General features: G+C 35.0%; 12 protein-coding genes. 1 reads left to right on the forward strand and 11 read right to left on the reverse strand.

Translation table 11 applies throughout. From position 1 onward, the window contains the following. Positions 1-94: 94 nt before the first annotated feature. The 10 genes from hisA to fabG form a co-directional block, all read right to left on the reverse strand. Positions 95-829, reverse strand: coding sequence for a 1-(5-phosphoribosyl)-5-[(5-phosphoribosylamino)methylideneamino]imidazole-4-carboxamide isomerase (hisA, locus tag RNZ46_RS15130; RefSeq protein WP_316983007.1), 735 nt, complete (start codon positions 827-829; stop codon positions 95-97). 39 nt (positions 830-868) lie between these two features. Continuing rightward, positions 869-1147, reverse strand: coding sequence for a GIY-YIG nuclease family protein (locus RNZ46_RS15135; RefSeq protein WP_316983008.1), 279 nt, complete (start codon positions 1145-1147; stop codon positions 869-871). 46 nt (positions 1148-1193) lie between these two features. Beyond that, entirely contained in the window at positions 1194-1775 is a 582-nt protein-coding gene (hisH, locus tag RNZ46_RS15140) for an imidazole glycerol phosphate synthase subunit HisH (protein WP_316983009.1), read from the reverse strand. A gap of 74 nt (positions 1776-1849) precedes the next feature. Beyond that, on the reverse strand, positions 1850-2983 hold the full coding sequence (hisB, locus tag RNZ46_RS15145) for a bifunctional histidinol-phosphatase/imidazoleglycerol-phosphate dehydratase HisB (RefSeq protein WP_316983010.1): 1134 nt from the start codon (positions 2981-2983) through the stop codon (positions 1850-1852). Continuing rightward, entirely contained in the window at positions 2980-4017 is a 1038-nt protein-coding gene (gene hisC, locus RNZ46_RS15150) for a histidinol-phosphate transaminase (protein ID WP_316983011.1), read from the reverse strand. The genes hisB and hisC overlap by 4 nt, the downstream gene beginning before the upstream one ends. After that, a complete protein-coding gene (hisD, locus tag RNZ46_RS15155) occupies positions 4014-5300 on the reverse strand; it encodes a histidinol dehydrogenase (protein WP_316983012.1) in 1287 nt (428 codons plus the stop codon). The genes hisC and hisD overlap by 4 nt, the downstream gene beginning before the upstream one ends. 99 nt (positions 5301-5399) lie before the next feature. Next, positions 5400-6257, reverse strand: a complete 858-nt coding sequence (gene hisG, locus RNZ46_RS15160; protein ID WP_316983013.1) for an ATP phosphoribosyltransferase — start codon at positions 6255-6257, stop codon at positions 5400-5402. Between the two features lie 325 nt (positions 6258-6582). Continuing rightward, positions 6583-7398: a prohibitin family protein gene (locus RNZ46_RS15165; RefSeq protein ID WP_316983014.1), complete on the reverse strand. Its 816-nt coding sequence runs from the start codon at positions 7396-7398 to the stop codon at positions 6583-6585. Positions 7399-7408: 10 nt separating this feature from the next. After that, positions 7409-9442 (reverse strand): VWA domain-containing protein, encoded by a 2034-nt coding sequence (locus RNZ46_RS15170; RefSeq protein WP_316983015.1) that lies wholly within the window; start codon positions 9440-9442, stop codon positions 7409-7411. Between the two features lie 27 nt (positions 9443-9469). Then, positions 9470-10216, reverse strand: a complete 747-nt coding sequence (gene fabG / locus RNZ46_RS15175) for a 3-oxoacyl-[acyl-carrier-protein] reductase (protein WP_316983016.1) — start codon at positions 10214-10216, stop codon at positions 9470-9472. A 236-nt stretch (positions 10217-10452) separates the two neighbouring features. On the opposite strand from fabG, the gene RNZ46_RS15180 reads away from it, so the two are divergent. Next, positions 10453-10929, forward strand: a complete 477-nt coding sequence (locus RNZ46_RS15180) for an SRPBCC family protein (protein WP_316983017.1) — start codon at positions 10453-10455, stop codon at positions 10927-10929. A gap of 355 nt (positions 10930-11284) precedes the next feature. Here RNZ46_RS15180 and sucD read toward each other — a convergent pair whose 3' ends face one another. Continuing rightward, a complete protein-coding gene (gene sucD / locus RNZ46_RS15185; protein WP_316983018.1) occupies positions 11285-12157 on the reverse strand; it encodes a succinate--CoA ligase subunit alpha in 873 nt (290 codons plus the stop codon). Positions 12158-12226: the final 69 nt, after the last annotated feature.

The raw sequence follows: 12226 nt of genomic DNA on the forward strand, positions 1-12226 counted from the left end.
AAATATTCTTTTTTTTATCATTTCCGCAAAGGCGGAAATCTTAATGTTTTAGTTATCAAGTGGATTCCTGCCTTCGCAGGAATGACAAATTCAATTATACAAATTTTTCTAATTGTTTTAAACTGATTCTGTTTTCGTAAATAGCCTTCCCTATAATAACACCTTCGCAGCCAATCGCTTTTAAAATAGGTAATTCTTCAATGTTTGAAATACCGCCCGATGCAATTAATTTTATGGATTGCCCAATACTGCTGTTTGAACATTCTGAAATGATTTGTTTGTATAAATCTACCGATGGGCCTTCCAACATGCCATCTTTTGAAATATCGGTACAAATAACATATTGGATGCTCTTTTTTTGGTGTTTTTTTATAAACGGAATAACATCCTCTTTACTCTGCTCCATCCAACCGCTGATGGACACTTTTCCATCATCGCTATCGGCACCTAAAATTATTTTTGTGGCACCATATTTTGATATCCAACCCTGAAAAGTTTCGGGATCTTTTACAGCAATACTACCTCCGGTAACTTGTTTCGCACCCGAATTAAAGGCTATATGCAAGTCTTCATTGGTTTTTAAACCGCCACCAAAATCGATTTTAAGATTTGTTTTAGATGCGATTTGCTCTAACACTTTATAGTTTACAATGTGTTTTGCTTTTGCACCGTCTAAATCTACCAAATGCAAATATTCAATTCCTGAATCTTCAAAAGTTTTGGCGACCTCCAGAGGATTCTCGTTATACACTTTTTTGGTATCGTAATCGCCTTTTGTTAAGCGTACGCACTTTCCGTCTATAATATCTATGGCTGGTATTATTCTCATTGATTAACTTGTTAATCAACCCTGAATTTATTTCAGGGTCTATTTAATATCTAACGTTTTTAATTTCGGGTTGGTTTCTTTAATAAGATTCCATTTCCATTCTTTATGCCAATTCTTTAGTTGTTTTTCTCTTTGTCTTGCAAAAGCACTTTCATCATAAATTTCGAAATATAATAGGTCAAAAACACTATATTTTTTGGTAAAATTAGCACCATTTCCAATTTTGTGCTGGATTATTCTTCTTTCTAAATTATCTGTATATCCAACATATAGTAAAGTTCGATTTTTATTTGATAATATGTAGCAAAAGTACTTCAATATGTCTATTCTATCATTATGATTCTGAAACAAGTTCAGAATGGAATTAAAGTGCTAAAAAGTTTTTTAAAACTTTTTGCCCTTCAATTCCACTCTTTTCTGGATGAAATTGAACACCATAAAAATTATTGTGTTTTAAGGCCGATGCGTAATTGATGCCATAATCGGTTTTGGCAATGGTTTCATAACAATGTTCGGCATAATAGCTGTGTACCAAATACATATATTCGTTTTCTTTGATGCCTTTAAACAAGTCGGATTTTAATTGGTTTATAACATTCCATCCCATTTGTGGCACTTTAACAGCATTGGAAAACCTTTTTACATCGGTTTGAAAAATACCTAAGCCCGATGTATTTCCTTCTTCGGTTGATTTGCACATGAGTTGCATGCCCAAACAAATACCCAAAACAGGTTGTTTTAAGGTTGGAATCAAAACATCCAAACCGCTTTCTTTTAACATTTTCATGGCAGAACGCGCTTCGCCAACACCTGGAAAAATGACTTTGTCTGCTGCTTTTATTTCTTCTGGATTGTTGGATAATACAGCATCGTAACCCAAACGTTTAAAAGCAAATTGAATACTTTTAATGTTTCCTGCGCCGTAGTTTATAATTACAATTTTCAATTTTTTAATATTAGAAGTTAGATATTAAAAGTTAAAAGTTATGTTGAAATACTTCTAACTTCGTATACTTTACTTTATAGCATCCCCTTAGTACTTGGTAAAATCATTTTTTCTACATCGCGTTTCACTGCCATTTTAATCGACTTAGCAAAGGCTTTAAAAATGGCTTCTATTTTATGATGCTCATTCGTGCCTTCTGCTTTTATATTCAAATTGCATTTTGCACCATCGGTAAACGATTTAAAGAAGTGAAAAAACATTTCGGTTGGCATTTTACCAATCATTTCACGTTTAAAATCGGCTTCCCAAACCAACCAGTTTCTTCCGCCAAAATCAATGGCTACCTGGGCGTAGCAATCGTCCATGGGTAAGCAAAAACCATAACGTTCAATGCCTAATTTGTTGCCCAAAGTTTTGTTGAACAATTCGCCCAAAGCAATAGCAGTGTCCTCAATGGTGTGGTGCTCGTCGACTTCCAAATCGCCATCAACCTTAATGTTTAAATCCAATTGACCGTGGCGAGCAATTTGATCGAGCATATGGTCAAAAAAAGCAAGTCCGGTATCAATTTCACTTTTCCCTGTACCGTCGAGATTTAATTGAATGGCTATTTTTGTTTCGTTGGTGTTTCTAACAATTTCGGCTGTTCTATCTTCCGCTTTTAAAAAGGTATAAATTTGCTCCCAATCATTACTTTCTAAAATGATGTATGCATCTAATTCCTCTCGCTTTACGGTAATTTCATCGGTGCCTAAATGCGTTTCATCATTTATAAAGATTCCTTTTGCTCCTAAATTCTTTGCTAATTCAATATCGGTTAACCTATCACCTATTACAAAGGAGTTTTCTAAATCGTAGGCCTCTGAAAAATACTTGGTAAGCAAGCCCGTGTTTGGTTTGCGGGTTGGTGCATTATCTTTGGCATAAGTTTCGTCTATATAAATCGCATCAAATGCAATGCCTTCGTTTTTAAAAGTATCCAAAATAAAATTATGGATGGGCCAAAATTTTTCTGATGGATTATCTGGCGTTCCCAACCCATCTTGATTGGTAACCATTACGATTTCGTAATCTAATTCCTTACAGATGCGTCCCAAAAACTGAAATACTTTCGGGTAAAAAATTAGCTTTTCAAAGGCATCCACCTGCTCGTCTTCCGGTTCTTTAATTAAGGTGCCGTCTCTATCTATAAATAGTACTTTTTTCATTCTAATGATTTTAAAGTGCTTATCAATTTTTCGTTTTCGTTTTTTGTACCCACTGTAAATCTTAAACAGTTTCCGCAACCATGTTGCGTGGTTCTATTTCTAATCACAATACCTTTTTCTATAAGTTGATTGTACCGATTGGTGGCGTTATCAACTTTTACCAACACAAAATTGGCATCTGTGGGATATATTTTTGAAACAATACTGATTTGTTGTAATTCCGAAATTAAAACCTCTCGTTCCTTTAGTATGGCTGCAATTTGATTTTTTGCCAAATCTTGTATCGACAATTGCTCAATAGCTTTCTGTTGCGTAAGCTCGTTTACATTGTATGGCGGTTTAATTTTATTTAAAACTGAAATAATAGCTTCGGAGGCATAGCAAATTCCCAATCTAATACCAGCCATCCCATAGGCTTTTGAAAGGGTTTGGGTCACTATTAAATTTGGAAATTCATGAAGTCTGTTTATCCAACTTTCATTATTCGAAAAGTCGATATAAGCCTCGTCAATAACCACCAAACCATGAAAGGATTGCAGCAATTTTTCGATTTTTCCTTTTGAAAAACTATTGCCCGTTGGGTTGTTGGGCGAGCAAATAAATATGATTTTACTTTTATGTGAAGCCGCTCGAATTATACCTTCTAAATTTGGTTGAAATTGAGGAGTTAACGGAATTTTTCGATTTTCGACATTATTAATTCTCGCCAAAACCTGATACATGCCGTACGTGGGTGGTAAGGTGATAATGTTATCTTGATTGGGCTCGCAAAAGGCTCTAAAAATCAGGTCTAAAACTTCATCACTGCCATTTCCTAAAAGTATGTTTTTTGTTGAAACACCTTTAATTTTAGATAAAATAGATTTTAGCTTTCCCTGCTTTGGGTCTGGATAACGATTAACGCCATTTTCAAACGGATTTTCATTAGCATCTAAAAATACCATAGCATCACTGTTTCCCTGAAATTCATCGCGTGCAGACGAATATGGCTTTAGCGCTTTTATGGTTGGTCGTACTAAGTTTTTAATATTCATTTCTTCAAATCTTTTAATCTTATCGACACCGCATTTTTATGGGCTTGCAAGCCTTCGGCTTCCGCCATTAATTCAATAGTTTTACCAAGGTTTAACAAACCTTCCTTTGATATTTTTTGAAAGGTCATACTTTTTAAAAAGCTATCTAAATTCACACCAGAATAGGCTTTACTAAACCTGTTTGTGGGTAAGGTGTGGTTTGTTCCCGAGGCGTAATCGCCAGCGCTTTCAGGGGTATAATTACCAATAAAAACAGAACCTGCATTCATAATACCATCAACATAAAATTGGTCGTTCTTGGCACTAATTATGAAATGTTCTGGTCCATATTCATTAATCAAATCCAGTGCTATTTCATCATTTTCAACATAAATCATTTTAGAATTAGCTATTGATTTTTCAGCAATCGCTTTGCGCGGAAGCACGTTTAACTGTTTTTCAACTTCGTTAGAAACCTCTTTAATCAACAGTTTTGAGGTCGACACCAAAATAACCTGACTATCTGTACCGTGTTCGGCTTGACTCAATAAATCGGATGCCATATACGATGCATTAGCTGTTTCATCGGCAAAAACCAACAATTCGCTTGGACCCGCAGGCATATCGATGGCCACACCGTATTTTGTAGCAAGCTGTTTTGCAACCGTTACAAACTGATTTCCTGGGCCGAAAATTTTATAAACTTGAGGTATGCTTTCTGTTCCAAAAGTTAAACCAGCAATAGCCTGAATGCCACCTACTTTAAAAATTTTTATAACGCCGCAAAGTTTGGCGGCATATAAAATTTCTGGTGCCAATTTGCCGTTTTTGTTGGGTGGCGAACACAATACAATCTCTTTGCAACCCGCAATTTGAGCAGGAACGCAAAGCATTAAAACGGTTGAAAACAAAGGAGCCGTACCGCCAGGGATATACACGCCTACTTTTTCGATAGGCCTTTTTTCCTGCCAACACAAAACCCCTTTTGTTGTTTCTATTTCAACTTTTGGTGTTTTTTGAGCCGCATGGAAAATCTCAATATTTTGTTTTGCTTTTTTTATGGCATTTTGAAGCTTTACGGGAACTTTATCTACTGCCTCATCAATTTCATTTTTACTTACTTTATTGGTTTCTAAATTAACACCATCAAACTTTTGAGTGTATTTATAAATAGCTTTATCTCCGTTTTTTTTAATCTCATCAAAAATTTGGATAACCGTATCTTCAATATCATTTACGGTTTGTGTGGGTCGTTTTAGAATTTCTGACCATTCGCTTTTATTTGGATTATTAATGACTTTCATTGATTAATTTTTTCTTCATTTCCGCGAAGGCGGAAATCTTTTTGTTTGAAATTTATGACCTTTATGAGATTTCCGCCTTCGCGGAAATGACAAAAATGCTTAAATGACCATTTTTTCAATTGGACAAACCAATATACCTTGAGCGCCATTGGCCTTTAGTGCTTCAATAACATCCCAAAATTCGTTTTTATTTATTACTGAGTGCACAGAACTCCAGCCCTCTTGAGCCAAGGGTAACACCGTGGGACTTTTCATTCCGGGTAGTAAACTAATGATATCGTCGATTTTCTCATTTGGAGCATTCAGCAAAATATATTTTGATTGCCTACCTTTTAAAACGGATTGTATTCTAAATTGAATCGTATTTAAAATAGCCTGTTTCTCTTCGCTTAAAAGTGGTGAAACAGCCAATACCGCTTCCGATTTTAAAATAACTTCCACCTCTTTTAAATTATTTTTAAAGAGCGTACTTCCACTTGAAACGATATCGACAATGGCATCTGCCAAACCTATATTTGGGGCAATTTCAACCGAACCATTAATAATGTGAAGCTTGGCATTAACGCCGTTTTCATTTAAAAAGTTCTGTACCGTATTTGGGTACGATGTTGCAATACGCTTGCCGTTTAATTCTTTAATGCTATTATAAGTCGACGATTTTGGCACGGCAATGCAAACGCGACAGGTTGAAAAGCCCAATTTTTCGGCTACTTTAATATCATTACCTTTTTCAATTAACACGTTTTCGCCAATAATGGCCGCATCTACTACGCCATCTTTAAGGTATTGTGGGATGTCGCCATTTCGCAAATAGAACACTTCTACCGGAAACCCTTTTGCCGATGCTTTTAATTGGTCTTTTCCGTTGTCGATGTAGATTCCAATGTCCTTTAAAAGTTTCATCGAGTCTTCGTTTAAACGCCCCGATTTTTGTACTGCAATCTTTAGTTTACTCATTTTATGTCTTTTTTATGAGTTTAAAACAACCAAGCTATTTAAAAATAAAAACCCGCTTGATTGTCTCAAACGGGTTTAAAAATATGTTGATTTTATTCAATACATCTTCAGTTCGCTTGAGAGCAAATGTGAAAATGATGAGGATGTAATTGAATAAATGTCATTTTTCCTTTTTGTTGTTATTGCAAATATCAATAAATATATTTTATAATTCCAAATATTAAAAACAATTTTTACAATAATTAAGTATTCTAAATTTTTATTTATAAATGATTATTTAATTTTTAAAATATCAATATAAAAACTGAATAATTTAATTTACAATTTATTGATTTCCTAAAATTATAGGCATACCACTGTCTCCAGAACCTATAACAATTACTTTGCTATTTGTAGATTCAGATAGTTTTATGGTTGCTTCAATACCCTTATCTTGAAGAATTTTATCGGTTAAAGAGGCACTTAAGATTTTATTGGCCTTTGCCTTTCCTTCCGCTTCAATAATTTGTTTTTGAGCTTCTTTTTCAGCAGTAACTAACCTAAACTCATACTCCAACGATTCTTGCTCCTGTTTTAATTTACGCTCAATGGCGTCCTTTATTGTTGGTGGTAAAGTTACATCGCGCACCAAAACTTCATTAAGTTGGATGTATTGATCTTCAACTATTTTTTTTGTTTCTTCAAAAATCTCTTGCTGGATGGCATCTCGTTTACTCGAGTACAATTGTTCTGGAGTATATCGTCCTACAACGCTTCTGGCTGCACTACGAATAGCCGGTAGCAAAACACGCTCTCTGTACATCTCACTTTTTTCTTGATGCAATCGACCTAAGTTTTTAAAATCAGGCTGAAACCAAACCGAAGCTTCCAATTTAATATCCAATCCGTTAGACGATAATACGTTCATTTTCTCGGTAACTTCTTGTTGTCTCACTTCGTAAACAAACACTTTGTTCCATGGGGCTACAATATGAAAACCTTCACCCAAAGCAGGTTTATCTACAACCACACCTTCTCCAAAGGTTTTAAAAAGCACACCGGCCTCACCAGAATCTATGGTAACAGCTGTTTTAGACAATAAAATAACGATAACTATCGCTATTATAACAAGGGGTAATGCAATTTTTGGTAATTTTTCCATTTCTATTTCTTTAAATTAATCCGTTATATTTTCTTAAAAACCACTCCAAGGCTAAGCTTAAAGCGATGATTATGAGTAGGTATTTCCAATCGACCAAAGGTATGATATTTTTATGGCTTTTTTGAATAGATGCGTAACGATTATTACTTAATAAATTGTTAATTAAATTGTTTGAATCATCAACAAAATAGCTTGCTCCTCCACTATTCATGGCTAACTGATTTAGCTTAACCACATTGGCGTTTAAAAATTGCTGCTCGATGTTGTATTCCAAAATTTGAAAAGAACCTGATTTTGAAATATTCTCATTGGTAGCTTTAACCGTAAAGTTGTATTCTGACGGAGGCAAACTGCTTAAATCGACTTGATATGCATTGTTTTTTAAAATGAGTGGAAAGGTTTTTTCTTCATCTGAATTTCTGTCTTTTACAATGATATTAAGTGTTTCACGCGTATCGAACGCATAATTTTTATCGAAAAATTGTGCTTTGATGATCACGTTTGTATTGCCGTTATAAAACGATTCGTATTCAACATTCAATCGGTTTCTGCGCTTGTTTGAGGCTAAATACTGCACGAGTTTCCCTATAAAATTGTCAAAGGCATTAAACGACTTCGTGTTTATAAAACTTTGTGCGCGCCATTGCCAAATGTTTTCTCCAAACAAAATGGCTTCTCGCCTATTGTTTGCTTCAAAAGACACGAGTAAAGGTTGATTTGTTGAAACGTTACCCAACTTTTTATTTAAAATAGTTTCAAAAGGAATTGAAAACTCAACCGCTCCAAAATTGGATTTTAACGGCGGAAACGACTCAAAATCTATATCATCTACAATAAAAGGTGAATAATTCAGATTTAATTCCGCTTGATAATCTTCGGTTTGGTTTGTTATTTCGAGATTGAAATTTTCATTCGTTCTATTCACAAAATTTAAGTCGGTTTTAGTACCAACAATTATAAACCTGTTCTTGTTTTCTTTATCAATGGCATCAAACAAATCCTTAAAGTTATTATTTGGTTGATTGATTATAATTAATTGAAAATCATCTATTTGACTAATTATTTCGTTTGAATTCAAAAACACCACGGAGCGATGCTCGTTACTTTCAATGCTTTTTTTAAGCGCTCCTAAATCTGGGTGTGGAAAATTGCTAACAATGGCAATTTTTGTTTTTTGATCAATAACTTCAACGGCAAAATTCTTTGAGTTGTTAATAATGTTTTTCTCGTTTTCAATGGGAATTATGGTTGCCTTAAAACTACGAACTCCAACCCTATTTGCTGGTAAGGTAAAATTGATGGTTTTCGAATTGTTGTTTTTAGTAAAATTAATAGTTTGGGAATAAACGGTTGTATTTCCTTGGGTTACAACAAAACGAGAGTTAACAGGGTTATTTCCATTATAGGAGATTATCGTCTCAATTGGGAAACGGTTTTTTAAATAGGCGTATTTATTAACATTGAGTTGTTGGATTTTTAAATCGGTGTGCGTAACCGTGTCACCCAAAATAATAGGGTAAATTGGGCTTTTAAATTTTGAAGTTATGAATTCGTAATCATTCCCATAGGTTTGATTGCCATCGGAAATAAGAATAGTAGCCGTATTCGTGTCTTTGTATACTTCGGATAACTGACTAAACGCATCGGATATATTGGTTTGTTTTTCTGAAAATCCAATGGAATCAAACGAGTTTAATTGCTCTCCAAAGGTGTATTTTGAGATATTGAATTTAGTGCTTAACTCTTTGTTTTGTGATAATCTATCAAATACATTTAAAGCATTCTCGTCTTGTTTTAAATGTTTTATGGAACTGGAATTATCAACAGCTATTACAAGGTTCGGTTTTTCTGTGGTTAATGTAAGTTGTTCAAACTTTGGGTTGATGAGTAATAAAAAAACCGAAAACAGCGTAACAAACCTTAAAAAGGAAAAAATCAGGTTTAATTTAGAAACTTTCTGCCTACCTTTTATATACTGAAAAAGCGCTAATAAAAGCGCTAAAATTCCAGCTATAATTATGTATAGTATAGTTTCTGTTTGCATTAAAGCCCAACGCTTTTTTTTAATAGATTAAGTTAACATGCCGCCATCAACATTAAGGGTTTGTCCTGTAACGTAAGCGCTCATGTCGCTAGCTAAAAACACACAAACATTGGCAATATCTTCTGGTGTTCCACCGCGTTTTAAAGGAATTGCTGCACGCCATCCTTTTACAACTTCTTCATCTAATTTGGCAGTCATTTCGGTTTCAATAAACCCGGGAGCAACCACGTTGCTTCGAATATTTCTGGAGCCCAATTCCAAGGCTACGGATTTTGAAAACCCAATAATGCCCGCTTTTGAAGCTGCGTAATTGGTTTGACCTGCATTTCCTTTTACACCTACCACCGAACTCATATTAATAATAGAGCCTTTGCGCTGTTTTAGCATGGTGCGTTGAACGGCTTTGGTCATGTTGAAAACCGATTTTAAATTAACTTCGATGACTTTATCGAAATCCTCTTCGGTAATCCGCATCAACAAGTTGTCTTTAGTAATACCGGCATTGTTTACTAAAATATCAATGCTACCAAACTCTGCAACAACATCAGCCGCTAATTTTTGAGCTTCATCAAAACTTGCTGCATTACTTTTATAGCCTTTGGCTTTTACGCCCGAAGCGTTTATTTCGTTTTCTAATTCGTTTGCTGCTTCAACCGAAGAACTGTATGTAAATGCAACATTGGCGCCTTGTTGTGCAAATACTTGTGCGATTCCTTTTCCAATTCCACGACTAGCACCAGTAATAATGGCTGTTTTACCTTCTAATAGTTTCATTTATAATTCGTTTTTTAGTTTTAATTTATACGTACTCAAATATAATGAATACCTATACATGTTACAACAAACCTAGTCATTTTTATACTAGCTTGGTTTAAACAAAAAAATAATTTAAAACCACATAGCATGCGACTTGACTTTGTAAAAAATTTCAGCTACCTTCGTTTAACGGCGGATATTAACAATATTGCAGACTGTTTATATCCGAAAACATTGTACACAATACCCAAAAAATGCCGAGAATTGAACTTCAAACTGAAATAAAAGCTGATAGAAATATCGTGTTTGACCTATCACGAAGTATCGATTTGCACAAAATTTCGACTGAACAAACTAATGAAGAAGCAATCGCTGGAAAAACAAGTGGATTAATTGGAATGAATGAAAGCGTTACTTGGCGAGCAAAACACTTTGGAGTATATCAAAAACTGACTTCCAAAATAACGGAATTTGATAGACCGAATTACTTTGCGGACGAAATGGTTAAAGGAGCGTTTGCCGAATTTAAACACGAACATCACTTTGCGGAATTAAATGGTGGAACTTTGATGACTGACTTTTTTGACTACAAATCACCTTTTAGAATTTTAGGTAAGTTAGCGGACAAGCTCTTTCTTGAAAAATATATGACCGAATTACTAATTGAAAGAAACCGAGTTGTAAAAGAGTTTGCGGAATCTGACAAATGGAAAGAAGTAATAAATGAATAAAGTACTGTCTACAACATTGTATAACCGCAATTACGGCGGATTCGACTACGTCCGAATCCACTCGGAATTGCTAAAGTCTGTGCTAAACCGAAAATTAACGCATATTAACCCGTAACTGACGGTTATACGAGACCGTTAAACGAACCTCTCCAAAAACAAGAAAATTCTATTTTTAAGATAAGAAGTTAGCAAACATTTGCGTTAGGGATTGAGGCCCTTCGACTACGCTCAGGATAAATTCAAGCCCGACCCTTCCCGATAGCTATCGGGAAGGGTAACGCCCAAAATAAATTTCATAAAAAAAATCCGTTAACTAAATTAGCTAACGGATTTTTTATATATATAATATAAATGATTAACCTAAAACTTCAGCGATTTTTTTACCGATTTCTGCAGGAGAATCTACAACGTGAATTCCACAGGCTCTCATAATTTTCTTTTTGGCTTGAGCGGTATCATCACTTCCGCCAACAATAGCTCCAGCGTGCCCCATGGTACGACCGGCAGGAGCCGTTTCGCCAGCAATAAAACCAACTACGGGTTTTTTGCTTCCGCTTGCTTTGTACCAGTTTGCGGCATCGGCTTCCAATTGCCCACCAATTTCGCCAATCATAACAACAGCCTCTGTTTCTGGGTCGTTAATTAATAATTCAACGGCTTCTTTTGTGGTTGTGCCAATAATGGGATCGCCACCAATTCCAATAGCGGTTGTGATCCCTAAACCTTGCTTAACAACTTGATCGGCAGCTTCATAAGTTAATGTTCCAGATTTAGAAACAATACCCACTTTTCCTTTTTTGAAAACAAAACCTGGCATAATACCAACTTTAGCTTCATCTGGCGTAATTACACCTGGGCAGTTAGGGCCAATTAATCTGCAATCTTTATTTTTTATATAGTTTGATGCTATAATCATATCTGCAACAGGTATGCCCTCGGTAATGGTAATGATGACCTTGATACCGGCATCGGCAGCTTCCATAATAGCATCAGCAGCAAATGCAGGTGGTACGAAAATAATCGTAGTATCTGCACCAACTTTATCAACAGCCTCTTTAACGGTGTTAAAAACAGGCTTGTCTAAATGGGTTTGACCACCTTTGCCCGGGGTTACACCACCAACAACATTGGTGCCGTATTCTATCATTTGAGTAGCATGGAACGTGCCTTCGCTACCTGTAAATCCTTGAACTATAATTTTTGAATCTTTGTTTACTAAAACACTCATAGAAGATTATTTATCATTAATTTAATCACTTACAAAAGTAATTTTTTAATTCTATTTTTAAAGTAAAAA

Source organism: Hwangdonia lutea (assembly GCF_032814565.1).
In the GTDB taxonomy this organism is placed as follows: Bacteria; Bacteroidota; Bacteroidia; order Flavobacteriales; family Flavobacteriaceae; genus Hwangdonia; species Hwangdonia lutea.

Coding starts and splice junctions, on each gene's coding strand:
- hisA (WP_316983007.1), bottom strand. CDS start 829: ATGAGAATAATACCAGCCATAGATATTATAGACGGAAAGTGCGTACGC.
- hisB (WP_316983010.1), bottom strand. CDS start 2,983: ATGAAAAAAGTACTATTTATAGATAGAGACGGCACCTTAATTAAAGAA.
- hisC (WP_316983011.1), bottom strand. CDS start 4,017: ATGAATATTAAAAACTTAGTACGACCAACCATAAAAGCGCTAAAGCCA.
- hisD (WP_316983012.1), bottom strand. CDS start 5,300: ATGAAAGTCATTAATAATCCAAATAAAAGCGAATGGTCAGAAATTCTA.
- hisG (WP_316983013.1), bottom strand. CDS start 6,257: ATGAGTAAACTAAAGATTGCAGTACAAAAATCGGGGCGTTTAAACGAA.
- RNZ46_RS15165 (WP_316983014.1), bottom strand. CDS start 7,398: ATGGAAAAATTACCAAAAATTGCATTACCCCTTGTTATAATAGCGATA.
- RNZ46_RS15170 (WP_316983015.1), bottom strand. CDS start 9,442: ATGCAAACAGAAACTATACTATACATAATTATAGCTGGAATTTTAGCG.
- fabG (WP_316983016.1), bottom strand. CDS start 10,216: ATGAAACTATTAGAAGGTAAAACAGCCATTATTACTGGTGCTAGTCGT.
- RNZ46_RS15180 (WP_316983017.1), top strand. CDS start 10,453: ATGCCGAGAATTGAACTTCAAACTGAAATAAAAGCTGATAGAAATATC.
- sucD (WP_316983018.1), bottom strand. CDS start 12,157: ATGAGTGTTTTAGTAAACAAAGATTCAAAAATTATAGTTCAAGGATTT.